The sequence below is a fragment of the Nocardia sp. NPDC004654 genome (assembly GCF_040609595.1).
Lineage (GTDB): Bacteria > Actinomycetota > Actinomycetes > Mycobacteriales > Mycobacteriaceae > Nocardia.
Genome location: NZ_JBEXKI010000008.1, coordinates 276,328 through 293,671, shown reverse-complemented (window position 1 = coordinate 293,671; position 17,344 = coordinate 276,328). Strand labels below are relative to the sequence as shown.

The following is a 17,344-nucleotide window of genomic DNA, read 5'->3' as shown; positions in this document are numbered from 1 at the left end:
GTCAAACAGCAGCGGCTTTGGCGATCAGCTCGAAGGAGCGGGCGCGGTCCTCGATGTCGTAGACGAGGGTGTTGAGCATCAGCTCGTCGGCTTCGGTGCGCCGCAGCAGATCGTCGAGTTGACCGCGCACCGTCTCCGGCGAGCCCATCACCTGACCGGCGCGACGCTGTTCGATGAAGTGACTTTCCCGCTCGGAGGGACGGAAAGCCGCAGCCTCCTCCGGCGTGGGCAACGCCCGCGGCCGCCCGGACATCAGGGACAGGAAGGCCAGATCGCGCGGACGCGCCATGGCGTCGGCCTGTTCGTCGGTGTCGGCGCAGATCGCCGAGAAGGCCACCATGGCGTACGGCTGCTCGAGATGCTCGGAGGGCCGGAAGCTGTTGCGGTACAGCGCGAGCGCGGCCTCGGTGTTGTTCGGGCTGATGTGGTGGGCGAAGGCGAAACGCACACCGAGCACCGCCGCCACCTGCGCGCTGTACCCGCTGGAACCGAGCAACCAGATCTCCGGTTCCGCGCCGCGGCCCGGCGTCGCGGTGATGCCGCCGGGACCCGCGCCGCGGAAGTACCGCAGCAGATCGGCCAGCTCGCTGGGGAACGATTCCGCCGACAGTCCCTCGCTGGTGCGCCGCAGCGCCAGCGCGGTGGCCTGGTCGGTGCCGGGCGCGCGGCCGATGCCGAGATCGATCCGGCCCGGGTGCAGGGCGTCGAGGGTGCCGAACTGCTCGGCCACCACGAGCGGCGCGTGGTTGGGCAGCATGACCCCGCCCGAACCCACCCGGATCGCCGTTGTCGCCGCCGCCAAGTGCGCGATGACCACGCTCGGCGAGGAGCTGGCGATGCCCGGCATGTTGTGGTGCTCGGCCACCCAGAACCGTCGATAGCCCAAGGCCTCGGTCCGCCGCGCCAGTTGCGTGGTGGCGGCCAGCGCCTCGCCGGGGCTCGCGCCGGTCTGCACGGGCGCGAGGTCCAGGACGGACAGCGGGACGTCGATCATGCGGCTCCTCCGAAGTAGACGGCCAACTGCAGAACGCCCCGCGTCACCGACATATTTCCGGCGCGTCAGCCCGCGGCGGCGAGGGCGCGGAAGACCGCGATCGTCTCCGCTTCGTCCTGGGTGGTGCCGTGGTCGCTGAGCTTGACGATGACCGTGCGGCTCGGCGGGTCGACGTAGATGTACTGGCCGTAGACGCCGATGGCCATGAGATCGGGTTCGGCGCCCGTCGGGTGCCACCACTGCGCGCCGTAGCCCCAGTCGATGACGGGCAGCGGCGCGGGCGTGGAGATCCGCTCGATCCACGCCGGCGGGATCACCTGGGTCGCGCCGACCCGGCCGCCGTCGAGCACCAGCTGACCGATCTTGGCGAAGTCGCGAGCGGTGGCGTTGAGGCAGCAGAACGCCTTCTCCTGTCCGCCCGCCCTGTCGAGATTCCACAGCGCGTCGTCCTCGGCGCCGATCGGAGCCCAGATCTGTTGGGCGAGAAGCTCACCGAGCGGCTTGCCTGCGACCTTGGCCAGCGCCATGCCGAGCAGCTGGGTGTCCACACTGCGGTAATCGCCGCGGCTACCCGGTGCGAACCGCAGGGCGCGGTGGTCGCTGACGAAATCGGCCAGGTCCTCGGTGAGATACATGCGTGCCGTGCCGGTCAGCGGCCAGTACGGGTTGTAGTTCTCGGAGACGTCGACGCCGGAGGCCATGTCCAGCAGCTGACGGATGGTGATGGTGTCGTACTCGGTGCCGTTGGCGAGCTCGGGCAGGATGTCGACGAGCCGGTCCTCCTCGCGCAGCTCGCCCGCTTCGACGGCGCGGCCGACCAGCAGGGACACAACGGATTTCGCCACCGACCAGGAAGACTGCTTGGTCGTCGGCCCGACGCCGGAGCGGTACCACTCGGTGGACAGCTTGCCGTCACGCACCACCAGGAACGAGTTGGTGCCGGTGGCCGCGAGGAATTCCGCGACCGGAACGCGAGAACCCTTCCACGGCACCGTGTCCGGCAGCGGCGCCGGTGCGGCGGGGAAGGGGCGCGGGGTCGGTGCGGCCGGGACGGTCCGGCTCTCGAACAGGCCGCCCTGCGTGGATGGGGGATCGCTCAGCAGGTGCGCGAGCGTGGTCGGCCCCGGAATGCGCAGCAGCGGCGTGGCGGCGAAGACGGCGCCGATCGCCACGGCCACGAGCACACCGAGGACCAGGACGATCCGCGGCGCGTAACGGCGCAGCCGGGAGGGGGTGGGCTGGTCAGTCATGAGAATCGTTCCGCTCGTTGGTGTTCGACAGGGTGCGCGCGTCGACCGCGGTCCAGAAAGCCTCGATCATGGTGTCCAGCACCGCGTCCGGCCCGACGTCGGCCAGCCGCGCGGAGTATTCGGCGATGCCCGGATACTCCTCGGCGTCGAGGGCGAAATACTCACGCGTCCAAGCCCTTTCATCGGCATCGCGGACCTTCTGCGGCAACACCGCGTAACCCGCGCTTACACCGGCGTAGGACAAGACGCTGACGGCGAGCATGCGCTGGTAGCGGACCACGTCGTCGGGGGAGAGGCCGAGCTCGGCCAACGCCGTGAGCATCATGTCGACCACCGCGAACTCGCCGGGCCCCCTCGTCGTGCGCGAGGCGATCGCCGAGCCGACGTACGGGTGCCCCACGAAGACCGCCACGACCGCCCTGGCCAGCGCCTCCAGCCGAGCCTTGGGATCGAGCCCGCCGGGCACCTGTTCGTAGGCGAGGGTCAGCAGCCGGTCGCCGACGGCGCGCAGCAGCGCGTCCTTGTCCGCGAAGTGCCGCCACACGGCGGAGCGGTCGACGCCGAGTTCCTCGCCGAGCGCGCGGCCGGTGAGCCCGTCGGGACGCCCGCGCGCCGCGATCCGCACCGCCGCCGCCACGATGCGATCCCTGGTCAGCCGGGTCGGTCGAGCGCTGTTGTCCGGCATCCTCACCCTCTCGTCACCGCTGTTGTCATCATTGATGACATCGATGGTGACAGAGGTTGGGCAAGCGGGCAACAGCGACTTCGGGCGGACCGTGCCCGTCGGCGGCTCGGCGGCCGCCGGTACCGTGACGTGCTGATCTTTCGGATGAGGGAAGGACCGCAATTCATGACAGGCTCCGACCGTCGGCTACCAGCGGACGCGGCGGTCTCCGACTCGGCGGCACCGGGCGAGGAGGGCTACTCGCGCGGCCTGAACCCGCGCACGATCCAGATGATCGCGATCGGCGGCGCCATCGGCACCGGCCTGTTCTACGGCGCGGGCGGCGCCATCGAACAGGCGGGCCCGGCGCTGATCCTGGCCTATCTGGCCGCGGGCTTGGCGATCTTCGTGATCATGCGCGCGCTCGGCGAGCTGCTCACCTACCGCCCGGTCTCCGGCAGCTTCGCCGAGTACGCGCACGAGTTCCTCGGCCGCTTCGCCGGTTTCGTGACCGGCTGGACCTACTGGGCGGTGTGGGTCGCGACCTGCATGGCCGAGATCACCGTCGCGGGCAAGTACGTGCAGTACTGGTTCGACATCGAACCGTGGATCACCGCGCTGGTGGTGCTGGCGGTGATGTTCGCGGCCAACATGATCTCGGTGCGGCTGTTCGGCGAGGGCGAGTTCTGGTTCTCCGCCATCAAGGTCACCGCGATCCTGGCCATGATCGGCATCGGCATCGGCGTGCTGGTCTTCGGCATCGGCCGCGCGACCGACCCGACGGTGACCAACCTGTGGGCCGACGGCGGCGTGTTCCCGAACGGCTTCGGCCAGTCCCTGCTCGTGCTGCAGATCGTGCTGTTCGCCTACGTCGGCGTCGAGCTGGTCGGCGTGACCGCGGGCGAGGCGCGCGACCCGCGCACCACGCTGCGCAAGGCGATCAACACCCTGCCCTTCCGCATCGGCCTGTTCTACGTCGGCGCGCTGCTGGTCATCATGTCGGTGGCGAGCTGGCGGTCCTTCCACGCGGGCAAGAGCCCGTTCGTGGAGGTGTTCGAGCAGATCGGCATCCCGGCCGCCGCGGGCATCATCAACTTCGTGCTGCTCACCGCGGCGCTCTCGTCGTGCAACTCCGGGATCTACTCCACCGGCCGCATGCTGCGCAGCCTGTCGCTGCGCCAGGAAGCGCCCGCCCGGTTCGGCGAGCTGAGCGGACGCTCGGTGCCCTACGTCGGCATCACCGCCTCGGCCGCGGCGATGGTCATCGGCGTGGTGGTCAACGTGATCTCGCCGGACAAGGCATTCGCCTACATCACCTCGGTCTCGACCATCGGCATCATCTTCGTCTGGGGCATGATCCTGGTCTGCCATCTGCTCTACCGCGCGAAGGTCGCCCGCGGCCTGCTGCCCGCCAGCGACTACCGGCTGCCCGGAGCGCCGGTGACCTCGATCGTGGCGCTCGCCTTCCTCGGTCTCGTCGTGGTGCTGCTGTTCTGGACCGAGAGCGGCCGCACCGCGATCGTCGTCGGCGCGGTGTGGGCGGTGCTGGTGTGCGGCGGCTACCTGGTGATGGAGAAGCTCGGCGGCGGCGCCCGCGAGAAGGAAGAGGTCTCGGTCGGCCAGTAGGCGCCGTCCGTCCTGAATCGGACCGATCGCTCCGCGCCCGCACCGCGCGGGGCGATCCGTATTTCGGCACCTGTTCGCTACCGTTGATCGAAGGTTCGCAAGTCCGATTCCGTCCGACGCACGGAGGTAGCGATGGCGCAGAAGACGCTGGCCGAACTGATAGACGGTGATTTGCCCCCGGCCATCGCGGCGCTGCCGCCGGACCGTCAGGCGGAGTTGGCCGAGACCGTCGAGCGCGCGGAGCACAAGGAGTTCTACGACCTTCAGGCGGCGGCGAACTCCCTGCTCGATCTGGTGCCGCGGATGCTGCGCGGCGCGGTGAAGAAGGCGGTGCGGATGTGACCGCCGCGGCCACCGACCCGCAGCTGATCAAGCTGGCCAGGACGTTGCGAGTCCCGGTAGACGATCTCGGATATCTGGCCGAGGTGCCCGACACGGATCTGCGCCTTTTCCGTATGCAGATCGCCGACATGCTCTTCGACCACCAGTCTGTCGGGCTGCGCCGAATCGCGGGCGCCGCCAAGATCATTCCCACGCCCATCCTCGCGAAGCTGGTCGGCCACCACCACAACGCGCTGCTCGCCGCCAAGATGTCGGCGGTGCTCGACCCCGGACACGCGGTGGAGGTGGCCAAACGCCTGCCCGCCGACTTCCTCGCCGACATCGCCGCCCAGCTCGACGCCCGGCGCGCGGCGACCATCATCGCCGGGCTGCCCTCGGCCACGGTCGCGGACGTCGCCGAGGTACTCGCCGAGCGCGCCGACTGGATCACCCTGGGCGACCTGATGGCCTCGGTCTCCGACGACGCGGCGCGCGTCACCGCGGCGGCGCTGGACGGCCTCGCGCTGACCCGCACGGCGTTCCTGGTCGACGAAGTCGCGCAGCTCGAACGCTTCGTCGGCCTGGTGCCGGAGCCGAAACTCGCGGACATGCTGCGCGCCACCGCCGACAACGACCTGTGGGCCGAGTTCTACACCACCTTGACCGCGCTCTCCCCGGACGCCGTCGAGTCCGTGCGCGCGGCGGCGGCCGGTTTGCCCGCCGCGCAGCGTGATCGCGCTCTGGCCGAGATCGAAGGCCGCCGCGCCGCGGAGTGACCGCCGAAGTTCAAATCGTGCCGTCGGTGCGGCGGCTCGGCATCATGGCCGAGGCCACCAGCATGACCGCCGCCATCACCGCCACGGTCACGAAGACCAGATGCACCGCCGAGGCCAGGACGTGCGGTGCGGGATGGTCGGTCTCGCCGACCCGGGAGTTGACGATCGCGCCGAACGCCGCGACGCCCACGGCGCTGCCGATCGAGCGGGCGAACATGTTGGCCGAGGTCACCACCCCGCGCTCATGCCATTCCGCGCTGGTCTGCGCGGCGATCAGGGTCGGCGTCGCGACCAGGCCCATGCCGGTGCCGATCACGAAACAGGACGCGGCGATCTGCCACAGCGTGGAGTGCTCGTCGATGAGCAGAGTGGACGCGGCTCCCAGCGTCGCGAGCCCGCTGCCGATCAGCGCGCTGCCGCGAAAGCCGATGCGCAGGTACACCTTTCCCGCCTGGGAGGCCGCCAGCGGCCAGCCGAGGGTGAGCGCGCCGACGGTGAGTCCCGCGACCAGCGCGCCGGTACCGAGCACGCCCTGGGTGAAGGTCGGCACATAGGAGGTCAGGCCGATCAGCACCGCGCCGATCAGCACCGACACCAGGCTGCTCGCCACCACTACCCGGCGGGTGAAGACCCACAGCGGCAGAATCGGATTCGTCGCGCGTCGCTCCACGAGCGCGAAGAGGACGAGCACCAGCCCGCCGCCCGCGAAGATGCCGATGCTCGCGGGGGAGGACCACGCCCACGCCTGCCCGCCCTCGAGCAGGCCGAGGATGAGCGCGCCCGCGCCCAGCGTCAGCAGTCCCGCGCCGAGATAGTCGATGTCCTGGCTGCGCCGCACCGAGTCCTCGCGGAAGCTGCGCACCAGCATCCAGGCGGCGATCGCGGAGAGCGGCAGGTTGATCAGGAAGATCCAGCGCCAGCTGACGAAGTCGGCGAAGACGCCGCCCAGCAGCGGACCCGCCACCGAGGACATCGCCCACACGCTGGCCAGATAGCCCTGGACCCGCGCCCGCTCGGTGAGCGTGTACAGGTCGCCCGCGATCACCATGGTCATCGGCTGGATGGCGCCCGCGCCGATGCCCTGCACCGCGCGGAAGACGATCAGTGCGACCATGCTGCTCGCCAACCCGCACAGCAGCGAACCCAGCGCGAACACCGCGATGCCGAACATGATCACCGGCTTGCGTCCGACCGTGTCGGCGAGCTTGCCGTAGATCGGCACCGTCACCGCTTGTGCGAGCAGATAGATCGAGAACAGCCAAGGGAACTGGGCGAACCCGCCGAGGCTGTCGGTGATGGACAGCACCGCGGTGGCGATGATGGTCGAATCGAGGGCGACGAGTCCGGTCGCCAGCATCAGCGAGCCGAGGATCGCTCCGCGTTCGGACCGGAGCCCGATGGACGACTGCGCTGTCTCGGTCGCCACCGGCGGCCCCTTTCGTTCGTTCGACTAACCATCTTCATCGAACGTATCGCCACCTCGGCTATTCCCGCATGGAATTTTCTCGCGCCTTGGGGCGCCTCATCTTCACTAGGCTGGCGGGGCGCTCGGCTTCCGCCGCGGCGCGGGCCACGGAACGAAGGGGCGGAAATGTCACTGCTGGAACAATTCGGCGCGACGCGGCCGGGCGACGCGAGTGCTCTCGTCTATGGAACCCCGCAGGAGACTCCCGATGGGTCGGTCATCGTCACGGTCGCCAGGGCCGGTGGGCTTCTCCGGTCGGCCGCGCGACCGGTCGGCGTGTACGTCGTGAAGGACGGCCAGGCCACCTGGACGCCCGCCGTCGACGCCACTCGGATCGCGCTGTTCGGCCAGGCGATCGGCCTGGTGTCGGCGACGCTCGCCCTGCTCGCCATCGTGCGGCGCCCGCCGTGGCCGGACCTGTCCCGCTGAGACCGCGACCTGCTTCGGGAAAGACCCAGGTCGCCTGTCGTGGAAAGCGTTCCAGCTGTGTGGCATCCGACCCGCCGCGCCGCTGATTGCAAGACAGACCGACGATCTCGGGGCGAGTCGTGCGACTATTGGACGAAGGTCGCGAACCGGGCGGGCGCACATCATCGGTGATGGGCACACCCGCACGGCACGGCCAGGCGGTGCCGCCGGTGTTTCGTGGTGATCCGGCGCAGGTGTCGGACCCGGCCAGTAAGCTCGGCTCAACCGTGATGCGACAGCGAGAGTTTGGTTTTCCGTGAAGGGGGAACGATGGACACGCTGAAGCTCGACCCGGCGGCAATGGCCGCCTACACCGCGATAGCGGAGACCGTGGCGCAGCAGTTGGCGCAGGCCTCGGCCGCCGCGTCCGGTGCGGTGAACCCGCAGAAGCTCGACGCCGATCTCGGCATGGTCGGCGCGGAGTTCGTGGCGCGGTTCACCGCCGCGGTGTCCGAGCACACCCAGGCATTGTCCACCGCGGGCCAGCTGGTGGCCGCCTACGGTCAGGTGCTGCGCGGTTACGACGCCGCCATGCGGACCGGTGACGCGGAGACCGCGGCCGCTCTGGCGAAGACCGGGGAGGAGCTGGCATGAGGCGGCTCAGCGGTCTACGCCGACGGCGACCCACCGAGCAGACCAGCACCGACACGCTGCCGGTCGTCAGCAACGATCCGACCTCGGACCCGCCGATCGTCGCGGCGCTCGTGCAGCCGATGCTCTCGTTGCGCGCCACCCTCGGCACCGGCGCCACCCTGCCCGACCGCGCGATCACCGGCGCGCTGTCCGCGGCGTCCACGCACGCCGCCGATTCCGAAGGCCCGCACCGAGACGGTCTGTACGCGCTGGAGTCCACCTGGACCTCGCGCGGCGCGGACGCCGCCGTGCCCGCGCTGCGCACCACCCAGACCGAGATCGGCGAGATCACCGATCGCGGCCCCGCCTACCTGTCGGTGCTCGGCGACGCCCAGGCCACCAGCGCACGCGCCGCGCGGCGGGTGGATCAGATCATCGCCGACTTCCGCCGGGACGCGCGGGTGATTCTCGGCAACGCGACCGCCGCGCCCGACACCGACGCGGTCATCGAGCGCGCGGCCCAGGCGCTGCGTGACGCGATCGCCACGGTCGGCACCGCGCGCACCGAGATGAACGACCACACCCGCCGTTTGGACGAGATGGGCCCGCTCACCGTCACGCAGCCCGGCGGCATCGGCGGCACGAGTCAGCCGTCCCTCGGCGGCACCGCCACGACCACGGTCCCCGGCACCACGGTGCAGGGCCAGCCGCTGGACCCGCAGCAGGCCGCCCAGCTGCACCTCCAGCAGCAGCTCATCTCGGCGGGCGTGCAGCTCGGGACCGCGGCCATCTCGGCGGGCGTCGACATCGGCACGCACCTCATCGACAAGATCGTCGAGGTCGGCACGCACGCCATGGACACCGTCGCCGCCTCGGCGGACAAGGCGATCGACAAGGCGATCCCGGAGCTGATCAACCCGGGCAGCACCACGAACGGCAACGGCGGCGGCACGTCCGGCACCCCGTCGAAGGTGATCGACTTCGGCGGCGGCTCGACGCCGTCGAATCCGGCGCAGAACTCGACCGGACCGAGCGCGAAGCCGGATGCGCCGAAGCCGGAGGCCAGGCCCGCCCCGCCCGCTTCGATCATCCCGCCCACGCCCGCGCCGCAGGACGCGCCGCCGCCCAAGCCGGCGCCGGAACCGACCGGGCCGCCCGGCACGCACGGCGGCGTCGCGATGCCGCCGCCGATCGGCGGCGATCAGGACCGCAGGCCGCGCGACGGCCAGCTCGGAGTCACGGTGCCCGCGGCCGCGATGATCCCCGAATCGGTCACCGTCCCAGCCGCCGTGATCGGCGACTTCGGCGATGACGCGCCCTGACCAGGGCCCGTCGAACAAGGAGCAGGGACAGCCGAATCCGTTCGACACGGGTCTGCCGATGTTGCGCTTGCCCGCGCCTCCCACGGGCAAGCGTCGACGGCGGCGGCCCACGGGACGTCGACCCGGGTCGTCGTACAGCGCGCCGCTGCGCGCACCGGAGCCGCCGCGGATACCCGAGCCGCACGTATCCGAGCCACCGAGCGTTTTCGAACCGCCGCACGTATCCGGACTGCCGCTGGTTTCCGGATCGCCGCGCACACCGGAACAGGCCTACCCGCTGGAGCCGCCCGCCGCGCCGCCGGTACGGAAGCCGCAGCGCCGGATGGGCGAGTGGGCCGAATGGCTCGACCCGCCGACCCGCGCCGAGGAATTCCCCGAGCAGCCGACGGTCGAGATCCGGGTACCGGTAGACGACGAGCCGGAACCGGATCGCCGCACCGACGACAGCAACACGTTCGTGCCCGCGATCATCGACCGCACCGGCGGCAATCCCGGTCCCGCGCTGCGCCGTCCGCGCCCGCGCCCGCAGGAACAGCAACCCGAACGGGGCAACAGGATCATCGCTGTGCTGATCGTCCTCGGTCTGCTCGTCGGGATCGGCTCGATCGTCTGGGCGGTGTTGCCCAGCTCGGGAACCCGCACCGTGACGGCGCCGACCAGCTCCGTCCCCGCGGCCGACGACGCACCGGCGCCCGCGTCACCTACCCCGACGGGACCCGATTCCCCCACGGCGGTAGCGACTCCCGGGTGTGAACAGCGCCGCACCGGTGATGTCGTCTCGGGCACCGGCATCGGCGGCACCACCGACGGACCCTCGGCGATCCTCGCCTTCGAACGCGCCTACTACGTGCAACGTTCGGGTCCGGCGGCGCGCGCCGTCGTCGCCGCGGACGCGACGGTCCCGCCCGCCGAGCAGATTCAGCGCGGCATCGACCAGGTGCCGGTCGGGACCCGTTACTGCGTCCAGATCACCCGCACCGCCGTCGGCGCGGGAGATGGGCAGTCGCACTGGGAAGTCCGGCTCACCCAGCAGTATCCGGGTCAGCAGCCGAAGACCTTCACCCAGATCATCACCACCAAGACCGTCACCGGCCGCACCCTGATCACCGGCATCTCGATGGCCTGATTCGCCTCACCCCCAGGTGAGCGGGTCGAGGTGGAGATAGAAGCGCTGCCGGTCGGCGTCGAGGTCGATGCCGTAGCGCTCGGCGAAGCGCCGATCGGCGTCCAGGGCGCTTCGCTCGTCCGGCCACACTTCCCGTGAATTGGCAAGCAGCAGTGCTATGTCGACGTACGGATCGGCCACGCCGAGACGGCCGATGTCGAGGAATCCCGTGACCGACAAGGTGTTCGGGTCGAGGACGATGTTCGGCAGACACAGATCCCCGTGGCACACCACGTATTCCGCGGCCTCCTGCGCGATCCGCACGTCCAGCTGAGCGCGTAGCCGCGCCAAGAGGACCCGCGTCGGTATGGTCAGCTGTTCCTCGGGCAGGAATTCGGGATTCACCGCGTCGCGGGCAACCACGTCCTCGGCCTTGGCGAACATCTTGGTGACGTCGCGTTCGAACGGGCAAGTGTCCGTGGGTATTTCGTGCAGCGTGCGCACGGTCTCGGTGATCGATGGCCAGGCGGCGGACAGCTCCTCGGCGGACACGCGGGCGGCGGGCACGCCGTATACGGCCGTGGTCACCAGGCAGGCGGCCTCGCCGGTGCGTCGCCACAAGACCGGATGCGGCCCGGGAATGCCTTGGCCGCTGAACCACTCGACCCGGTCGCACTCCTCGCGCAGTTCGGTCACCAACTCCTCCGCGACGCATTTCGCGTACCGCGAGCCGTCGGCGGCGCGGAACACGGCGGCCCCGGACTCCCCACCCTCGACCGGCTCCCACTCGGTGTCGGCCGGGAGAACGGAGCGGAATCGAGTCAGCGCGTCGGACACTGTATCGACGTTAGCAGCGCGCTCGAGACGCGGAACCGAGCGCGAGGGCCGACACCGGATCGCCCTCGGCGAGCAGCCTGCCGTTCTCCAGTAGCAGGCAATGGCCGCCGCGCAGCGCCTCGTCGCGCTGGTGGGTAGCGTGCACGACGGTGACGCCGCGGTCGGCGACGTCTTCGAGCAGATCCGTGATCCGTTGCCGCGCTTCGGTATCCAGCCCGGTGGTGGGCTCGTCGAGGAGCAGTAGGTCGGCCTCCTTGGCCAGCGCCTGCGCCAGCAGCGCCCGCTGTCTCTGCCCGCCGGAGAGTGTGTCGAGGCGTCGGTCGGCCAGGTCGGCGATGTCCATGCGCGCCAGGCATTCCGCGACGACCGCGCGATCCGTTCGCCGCAGTCGCCGCCACGGTCCGCGGTGCGCCCACCGTCCCATGGCGACCGTCTCCCGCACCGTGATCGGCAGCGTCGCGGGCACCGCGCTGTGCTGCACGACGAACGCGGTCCGCCGGATGCCCGGTCGCTCGATGGTCCCCGCCAGCGGTTTCAGCACCCCGGCGAGCGCCGCGAGCAGCGTCGACTTGCCGGAGCCGTTGTGCCCCAGCACCACAGTGATCCGGCCCGCCGGGATGGTGGCGGTGACATCCGCCAGTGCGGCCCGGCCGCGGTAGCCCGCCGACAATCCGGCCAGTCGCAGGTCCGCTCGGTTCACACTGTGTCTCCCGTCACTCATTTTGAAATGATAACCGTTTTCATTCTATGGTGTCGCCTCATGGAGTGGTTGATCGCCCCGTTCGAGGTGTCGTTCGTGCAGCGGGCTCTCTGGGGCGGCTTGCTCGTCTCGTGCCTGTGCGCCATCGCTGGCACCTGGGTCGTGGTGCGCGGCATGGCTTTTCTGGCCGACGCGATGGCGCACGGTATGTTGCCCGGCATCGCGATCGCGGCACTGCTCGGCGGAAACCTGTTGGTGGGCGCGGCGTTCAGCGCGGGCGCGATGGCGCTCGGGGTATCCGCGCTGACCAGGAACGCACGGCTCTCGGCCGACATCGGCATCGGACTGCTGTTCGTCGGCATGTTGTCGATCGGTGTCGTGATCGTCTCGCGGGCACAGTCTTTCGCCGTCGACCTGACCGGCTTCCTGTTCGGCGACGTGCTGGCGATCCGCGACCGGGATCTGGTCTACCTGGTCGTCGCACTGCTGGGTGCGGCCGCTGTCGCGGTGCTCGGCCACCGGGCGTTCGTGGCGCTGGCCTTCGATCCGCGCACCGCGCATACGCTCGGGCTGCGGCCGAAGGTCGCGCAGGTGGCCCTGGTCGGTCTCATCACGCTCGCCATCGTGGCCTCGTTCCACATCGTCGGCACGTTGCTGGTCTTCGGCTTGCTCATCGCACCGCCCGCCGCGGCGATGTTCTGGGCGCACCGGCTTCCGGTGATCATGGCCGTGGCCGGGCTGCTCGGTGCGCTGGCGACGGTGACCGGACTGCTGATCTCCTGGCACCTCGGTACGGCGGCGGGGGCAACCATCGCTGCCGTCGCGGTGGCGCTGTTCTTCGTGTCCGCGTCGTTCTCCGCGTTGCGGAGTCGAATCCGATTCTCGGGCAGAAAGTTCGGGCCTTTGGCGCTGGCAGCCGTGCTGCCGTTGGTCGGTTGTGGCGCCGATCGGGTTGCCGACGACGCCGAATCGGCGCCGCACGGCTACGTCGAGGGCGCGGAGGAGGCCGCGGAACCGCAGCCGCGACTCGTTCTGGCGGACAGGGAGTCCGGCGCGGTGCGAGTGCTGGACCTGCTCTCGGAGCGGGTCACCGATCTCGCGCCAGCGGCGGGCGTCACCCGCGTAGCGAGCGACGGTCGCTACGCGTATCTGGCCACGCCGGAGGGGATTCGAATCGTCGACACCGGTACCTGGCTGGTGGATCACGGTGACCACGTGCATTACTACAAGGCGCCCATCCGAGACGTCGGCGTGTACTCCGCCGGGCCGGTGATCGCCGCGGCCGCGGACCCGTCGGTGGCCGCGCTCGTGCTCGACAGCGGCGACACCGCGCTGCTGGACCGCGCCGCGCTGGACGCGGGCTCGGTACCCGACCGCGGCGCGCACGCGGGCGGCCTGGCCGTGCCGTCGGGGGAACACACGGTGGTGACCCGCCGGACCGATGGCCGGGTGGAGGTTCGCGGACGTGACGGTGCGGTGGTCGCCGCGGTCGCGGAGCCGTGCCCGGAACCGCGCGGCACGGCGCAGACCCGGATCGGCGTCGTCTTCGGTTGTGCCGACGGCGCTTTGGTGGTGAACGTCCAGGAGGGAAGCGCCACCGCGACCAAGATCGCGTACCCGCGTCCGGTTCCCCAGGCCGAGCGCGCTGTCGAATTCCGGCACCGCCCCGGCAGCGCCACCCTGGCGGCCAGGGCGGGAGAGCGCGGGACGTGGCTGCTCGACGCCCGCCGCAAGACATGGACCTTCGTCGAGACCGGGCCGGTGCTCGCGACGAACACGGCGGGGGAAGGCGCGCCGCTGCTCGCGTTGTCCGCCGACGGCGTGCTGCACGCCTACGACCCCGCGACGGGTACCGAACGCACCCGCAAGCAGCTCGTCGCGCCCGGCTCCGCCGCGGACATCGTGGTCGATTCGAGCCGCGCCTACGTCAACGATCCCGGCGGACGAAAAGTATGGGAGATCGACTACTCGGACTTGCGGACAGCTCGCACCTTCGCGCTCGACATCGCCCCCGCGCTGATGGCGGAGGCGGGCGAATGAGGGCGTCGGCTCACCTCGGGATGCTCCTTGCCGCGGTGCTCGTGCTCGCCGGATGCGTGTCCTCGGGCGCCGAGCGCCGCGAGATCATGGTAACCACGAACATCCTCGGCGATCTGACCGAGGCGATCGTCGGCGACGCCGCCGAGGTGGCGGTGCTCATGCGGCCCGACGCCGACCCGCACTACTTCGCGATCTCGGCGCAGCAGGCCGCGCGGCTGGAGCGGGCCGGGCTCATCGTGCACAACGGTCTCGGGCTGGAGGAAGGCGTGCAGCGCCACGTCGACGCCGCCGCGCACGCCGGTGTCGCGACGGTGGCGGTCGGCGACCAGATCGATCCGTTGCGTTATCGCCCCGAGGTCGGCGCCGACCGCCCCGACCCGCACTTCTGGACCGACCCGGTGCGCGTCCGCCGCGCCGTCGAGATCATCCGCGACGAGGTGATCGCGCACGTCGCGGGCGTGGATGCCGCGGCGATCCGCGAGCGGGCCGAGCGCTACCTCGGCGAACTCGATCGGCTCGACCGGTGGATGACCGAGCGGTTCGCCGCCATCCCGGCCGAACGGCGCAAGCTGGTCACGAACCATCACGTATTCGGTTATCTCGCAGAGCGTTACGGCTTCCAGGTGATCGGCGCCGTGATTCCCGGCGGCACCACGCTCGCCTCCCCGAGCCCGTCGGATCTGGCCGGACTCGCCGAAGCCGTGCGCGGCGCGGGAGTCGGCGCGATCTTCGCCGACTCCGCCCAGCCCGACCGACTCGCCCGCGTGCTCGCCGAACAGGCCGGGCTGCACGTCCGAGTCGTCCCGCTGTACTCCGAATCGCTCACCGGGCCGGGCGGCGGCGCCGAGACCTACCTGGAGATGATGCGCGCCAACACCGAGGCGATCACCCGCGGACTGGCCCCATGAACGCAGAGTTGGAACGAAAAAGGGAGCACCACATGCACTTTCGGCCACGGAACGGCACCGCGCTCGCGCTGTCCGGTCTGCTCACCGCGGCGCTCGCGCTGGCCGGATGCGGCTCGGACCAGGACGAGCCCGCGGGCAAGCGGATCGCCGAGCCCATCGCGGTCACCTACGACGGCGGCATCCACGTGCTCGACGGCGCGACACTCGAATTGCGCGGCAGCACAGCGCTCGACGGCTTCAACCGCCTCAACCCGGCGGGCGACGACCGGCATCTGATGGTGTCGCACAAAGACGGGTTCCGCGTCTACGACGCCGTCGCGGCCGAGTTCACCGAGATCGAATTTTCCGGCGCCGAACCGGGTCACGTGGTCCAGCACGCCGGGCGGACGGTGCTGTTCGCCGACGGTACCGGCGAAGTCACCTCCTTCGACCCGGCGCGCTTGGCCGACGGAAAGCCCGCCACCGAGGTCTACAAGTCGGCCGCGCCGCACCACGGCGTCGCCATCGAGCTGGCCGACGGGTCGCTGGTCGTCACGCTCGGCACCGAGGAGAAGCGCACCGGTATCACGGTGCTCGACGCCCAGCGCAAGGAGATCGCCCGCAACGAGGACTGCCCCGGCGTGCACGGCGAGGCAACCGCCGCGGGCGACACCGTGGTCGTCGGCTGCCAGACCGGCGCGCTGGTCTACCGCGGCGGCGTCATCACCAAGGTGGCGAGCTCGACACCCTACGGCCGCATCGGCAACCAGGCGGGCAGCCCGGAATCGACCATCGTGCTCGGCGACTACAAGAAGGACAAGGACGCGGAACTCGAACGGCCGCAGCAGGTCTCGCTGATCGACACGGCCGCCGGCACCCTGCGCCTGGTCGACATCGGCACCAGCTACACATTCCGTTCGCTCGGCCGCGGCCCGCAGGGCGAGGCGTTGGTGCTCGGCACCGACGGCCGCATCCACGTCATCGATCCGGTCGCGGGCACGGTCACCCGCACCATCCCGGTCATCGACTCCTGGCAGGAGCCGTTGAAGTGGCAGCAGGCCCGCCCGGCCCTGTTCGTCCGCGGCGGCGTCGCCTACGTCTCCGATCCCGCCACCAAGAAGGTGCACCGCGTCGACCTCGCCACGGGCGCGGTCACCGCGTCGGCCACCCTGCCGGACAGCCCGAACGAGTTGAGCGGCGTGCTGGCGCACTGAGCCGTACTCGCGGCAGCGTCGTGGGCGCGAGTGCGCGGTAAGGCCCGGATTCCGGCCGTCATGAGGGGAGGCCGGATCCGGGCAACGCAGGGTCATCCGCAGCAGGCGGCGCCCGACGCGACGGCATCCCGCTTGGCGGACGTGCCGCAGCACGCGCCCTCGGCGACCGCCTCCTCGGTGGTGCCGCAGCATGGTTCCTCGCTCGCGGATCGCGGTGCGGCGCCGAAGGTTTCGCTGTCCGCGAGCACCGTGTAGACCTCCCACCGTTCGGTGTCCGGCGCGGTCACCCAGACCTTGTCCTGGGTGGCGAAACAACACGTCGTCGCCATCTCCTCCTCGGTGAACACGCCCGCGTCCGAGAGTCGCGCGATCTCGGCGTGCACTCGCTCCGAGGATTCCACCTCGACGCCGAGGTGGTTGACGCTGCCGCCGTGGCCGGGGTTCTCCAGGAGCACCAATTTCAGCGGGGGCTCGGCGATGGCGAAGTTCGCGTAACCGGGCTTGCGCTTGGCGGGCTCGGTGGCGAACAGGGTCGAGTAGAACGTCACCGCCCGATCGAGATCGTCGACGTTGAGGGCGAGTTGGATGCGAGACATGACGGACACCTCCACTTGTGAGACATATATCGAAGAACTTCCGACCTGAAGTCTCGTCCCCTTTTCGACATATGTCAACAAGGTGCGTAGGATTGGTCGCATGCCGAAGGCTCTGCCCGTGATCGATATGTCCGCTCCCGTCTGCTGCGCACCTGTCGCCGCGGGGCCGATCGACGACGCTGCCGCGCTGGAGGTGGCTCTGCGGCTCAAGGCGATCGCGGACCCGGTGCGGGTCAAACTGATGTCGCTGCTGCTGACCACCACGGCGGGCGAGCGGAACACCGGCGACCTCGCCGCCGTCGTCGGCCTCGCCGAATCCACCGTCAGCCACCACCTCGGCCAGCTGAAGAAGGCGGGCCTGATCGAATCCGAACGCCGCGGCATGAACATCTACCACCGCGCGCGGCGAGAGGCGCTGTCGGCGCTGTGCGTCGTACTGGACCCGAACTGCTGCACGTAGTCGCGGTCGGCGACCGTCTTCGACGCGTTCATGCGTTCAGCGCGGG

At 70.4% G+C, this 17,344-nt stretch carries 18 protein-coding genes; 11 read left to right on the top strand and 7 right to left on the bottom strand.

From position 1 onward, the window contains the following. Position 1: 1 nt before the first annotated feature. From ABZV58_RS26690 to ABZV58_RS26680, 3 genes are all read right to left on the bottom strand, one after another. Positions 2-994, bottom strand: a complete 993-nt coding sequence (locus ABZV58_RS26690; protein WP_355002900.1) for an LLM class flavin-dependent oxidoreductase — start codon at positions 992-994, stop codon at positions 2-4. 65 nt (positions 995-1,059) lie between these two features. Next, positions 1,060-2,244 (bottom strand): serine hydrolase, encoded by a 1,185-nt coding sequence (locus tag ABZV58_RS26685; RefSeq protein WP_355002899.1) that lies wholly within the window; start codon positions 2,242-2,244, stop codon positions 1,060-1,062. Further along, complete coding sequence (locus tag ABZV58_RS26680; protein ID WP_355002898.1) at positions 2,237-2,929, bottom strand: TetR family transcriptional regulator; 693 nt, start codon at positions 2,927-2,929, stop codon at positions 2,237-2,239. Before ABZV58_RS26680 ends, ABZV58_RS26685 begins: the two co-directional genes overlap by 8 nt. A 165-nt stretch (positions 2,930-3,094) precedes the next feature. Here ABZV58_RS26680 and ABZV58_RS26675 point away from each other — a divergent pair, with 165 nt between their 5' ends. The 3 genes from ABZV58_RS26675 (at position 3,095) to ABZV58_RS26665 (ending at position 5,631) form a co-directional block, all read left to right on the top strand. Beyond that, on the top strand, positions 3,095-4,534 hold the full coding sequence (locus tag ABZV58_RS26675; RefSeq protein ID WP_355002897.1) for an amino acid permease: 1,440 nt from the start codon (positions 3,095-3,097) through the stop codon (positions 4,532-4,534). Between the two features lie 132 nt (positions 4,535-4,666). Then, positions 4,667-4,876: a hypothetical protein gene (locus ABZV58_RS26670; protein WP_355002896.1), complete on the top strand. Its 210-nt coding sequence runs from the start codon at positions 4,667-4,669 to the stop codon at positions 4,874-4,876. Then, positions 4,873-5,631 (top strand): hypothetical protein, encoded by a 759-nt coding sequence (locus ABZV58_RS26665; RefSeq protein WP_355002895.1) that lies wholly within the window; start codon positions 4,873-4,875, stop codon positions 5,629-5,631. The genes ABZV58_RS26670 and ABZV58_RS26665 overlap by 4 nt, the downstream gene beginning before the upstream one ends. A 10-nt stretch (positions 5,632-5,641) precedes the next feature. Here ABZV58_RS26665 and ABZV58_RS26660 read toward each other — a convergent pair whose 3' ends face one another. After that, entirely contained in the window at positions 5,642-7,057 is a 1,416-nt protein-coding gene (locus ABZV58_RS26660) for an MDR family MFS transporter (RefSeq protein WP_355002894.1), read from the bottom strand. A 165-nt stretch (positions 7,058-7,222) separates the two neighbouring features. On the opposite strand from ABZV58_RS26660, the gene ABZV58_RS26655 reads away from it, so the two are divergent. The 4 genes from ABZV58_RS26655 to ABZV58_RS26640 all read left to right on the top strand — a co-directional run bounded on the left by ABZV58_RS26655 (position 7,223) and on the right by ABZV58_RS26640 (position 10,585). After that, on the top strand, positions 7,223-7,525 hold the full coding sequence (locus ABZV58_RS26655) for a hypothetical protein (protein WP_355002893.1): 303 nt from the start codon (positions 7,223-7,225) through the stop codon (positions 7,523-7,525). Positions 7,526-7,834: 309 nt separating this feature from the next. Beyond that, positions 7,835-8,158 (top strand): hypothetical protein, encoded by a 324-nt coding sequence (locus tag ABZV58_RS26650; RefSeq protein ID WP_355002892.1) that lies wholly within the window; start codon positions 7,835-7,837, stop codon positions 8,156-8,158. Continuing rightward, entirely contained in the window at positions 8,155-9,459 is a 1,305-nt protein-coding gene (locus ABZV58_RS26645; RefSeq protein ID WP_355002891.1) for a hypothetical protein, read from the top strand. The genes ABZV58_RS26650 and ABZV58_RS26645 overlap by 4 nt, the downstream gene beginning before the upstream one ends. Continuing rightward, on the top strand, positions 9,446-10,585 hold the full coding sequence (locus ABZV58_RS26640) for a hypothetical protein (RefSeq protein WP_355002890.1): 1,140 nt from the start codon (positions 9,446-9,448) through the stop codon (positions 10,583-10,585). Before ABZV58_RS26645 ends, ABZV58_RS26640 begins: the two co-directional genes overlap by 14 nt. Positions 10,586-10,591: 6 nt before the next feature. On the opposite strand, the gene ABZV58_RS26635 is transcribed toward ABZV58_RS26640, so the two are convergent. Together ABZV58_RS26635 and aztA are read right to left on the bottom strand one after the other, a co-directional pair. Continuing rightward, entirely contained in the window at positions 10,592-11,401 is an 810-nt protein-coding gene (locus ABZV58_RS26635) for an APH(3'') family aminoglycoside O-phosphotransferase (RefSeq protein WP_355002889.1), read from the bottom strand. A gap of 10 nt (positions 11,402-11,411) precedes the next feature. Further along, the gene (gene aztA / locus ABZV58_RS26630) at positions 11,412-12,122 is read right to left on the bottom strand and encodes a zinc ABC transporter ATP-binding protein AztA (RefSeq protein ID WP_355002888.1); all 711 of its coding nucleotides are present in this window, start codon (positions 12,120-12,122) and stop codon (positions 11,412-11,414) included. A 39-nt stretch (positions 12,123-12,161) separates the two neighbouring features. Between aztA and aztB the strand changes: the two genes are divergently transcribed. Genes aztB through aztD form a run of 3 tightly spaced genes read left to right on the top strand, consistent with a single transcriptional unit; the run spans position 12,162 to position 16,242 of the window. Beyond that, positions 12,162-14,141, top strand: coding sequence for a zinc ABC transporter permease AztB (gene aztB, locus ABZV58_RS26625; protein ID WP_355002887.1), 1,980 nt, complete (start codon positions 12,162-12,164; stop codon positions 14,139-14,141). Next, entirely contained in the window at positions 14,138-15,049 is a 912-nt protein-coding gene (aztC, locus tag ABZV58_RS26620) for a zinc ABC transporter substrate-binding protein AztC (protein WP_355002886.1), read from the top strand. Before aztB ends, aztC begins: the two co-directional genes overlap by 4 nt. A gap of 32 nt (positions 15,050-15,081) precedes the next feature. Next, entirely contained in the window at positions 15,082-16,242 is a 1,161-nt protein-coding gene (aztD, locus tag ABZV58_RS26615) for a zinc metallochaperone AztD (protein ID WP_355002885.1), read from the top strand. Between the two features lie 92 nt (positions 16,243-16,334). Here the strand turns inward: aztD and ABZV58_RS26610 are convergent, their stop codons facing one another. Next, positions 16,335-16,838, bottom strand: coding sequence for an ArsI/CadI family heavy metal resistance metalloenzyme (locus ABZV58_RS26610; RefSeq protein WP_355002884.1), 504 nt, complete (start codon positions 16,836-16,838; stop codon positions 16,335-16,337). Positions 16,839-16,938: 100 nt separating this feature from the next. Between ABZV58_RS26610 and ABZV58_RS26605 the strand changes: the two genes are divergently transcribed. Continuing rightward, complete coding sequence (locus ABZV58_RS26605) at positions 16,939-17,298, top strand: Rv2640c family ArsR-like transcriptional regulator (protein WP_355002883.1); 360 nt, start codon at positions 16,939-16,941, stop codon at positions 17,296-17,298. Positions 17,299-17,344: the final 46 nt, after the last annotated feature.

What these genes read in the sequence shown, in the direction of transcription:
- ABZV58_RS26650 (WP_355002892.1), top strand. Translation starts at nt 7,835, where the DNA reads ATGGACACGCTGAAGCTCGACCCGGCGGCAATGGCCGCCTACACCGCG.
- aztA (WP_355002888.1), bottom strand. Translation starts at nt 12,122, where the DNA reads ATGAGTGACGGGAGACACAGTGTGAACCGAGCGGACCTGCGACTGGCC.
- aztD (WP_355002885.1), top strand. Translation starts at nt 15,082, where the DNA reads ATGCACTTTCGGCCACGGAACGGCACCGCGCTCGCGCTGTCCGGTCTG.
- ABZV58_RS26675 (WP_355002897.1), top strand. Translation starts at nt 3,095, where the DNA reads ATGACAGGCTCCGACCGTCGGCTACCAGCGGACGCGGCGGTCTCCGAC.
- ABZV58_RS26670 (WP_355002896.1), top strand. Translation starts at nt 4,667, where the DNA reads ATGGCGCAGAAGACGCTGGCCGAACTGATAGACGGTGATTTGCCCCCG.
- ABZV58_RS26655 (WP_355002893.1), top strand. Translation starts at nt 7,223, where the DNA reads ATGTCACTGCTGGAACAATTCGGCGCGACGCGGCCGGGCGACGCGAGT.
- ABZV58_RS26680 (WP_355002898.1), bottom strand. Translation starts at nt 2,929, where the DNA reads ATGCCGGACAACAGCGCTCGACCGACCCGGCTGACCAGGGATCGCATC.
- ABZV58_RS26640 (WP_355002890.1), top strand. Translation starts at nt 9,446, where the DNA reads ATGACGCGCCCTGACCAGGGCCCGTCGAACAAGGAGCAGGGACAGCCG.
- ABZV58_RS26605 (WP_355002883.1), top strand. Translation starts at nt 16,939, where the DNA reads ATGCCGAAGGCTCTGCCCGTGATCGATATGTCCGCTCCCGTCTGCTGC.
- aztC (WP_355002886.1), top strand. Translation starts at nt 14,138, where the DNA reads ATGAGGGCGTCGGCTCACCTCGGGATGCTCCTTGCCGCGGTGCTCGTG.
- ABZV58_RS26685 (WP_355002899.1), bottom strand. Translation starts at nt 2,244, where the DNA reads ATGACTGACCAGCCCACCCCCTCCCGGCTGCGCCGTTACGCGCCGCGG.
- ABZV58_RS26610 (WP_355002884.1), bottom strand. Translation starts at nt 16,838, where the DNA reads ATGTCTCGCATCCAACTCGCCCTCAACGTCGACGATCTCGATCGGGCG.
- ABZV58_RS26690 (WP_355002900.1), bottom strand. Translation starts at nt 994, where the DNA reads ATGATCGACGTCCCGCTGTCCGTCCTGGACCTCGCGCCCGTGCAGACC.
- ABZV58_RS26645 (WP_355002891.1), top strand. Translation starts at nt 8,155, where the DNA reads ATGAGGCGGCTCAGCGGTCTACGCCGACGGCGACCCACCGAGCAGACC.
- aztB (WP_355002887.1), top strand. Translation starts at nt 12,162, where the DNA reads ATGGAGTGGTTGATCGCCCCGTTCGAGGTGTCGTTCGTGCAGCGGGCT.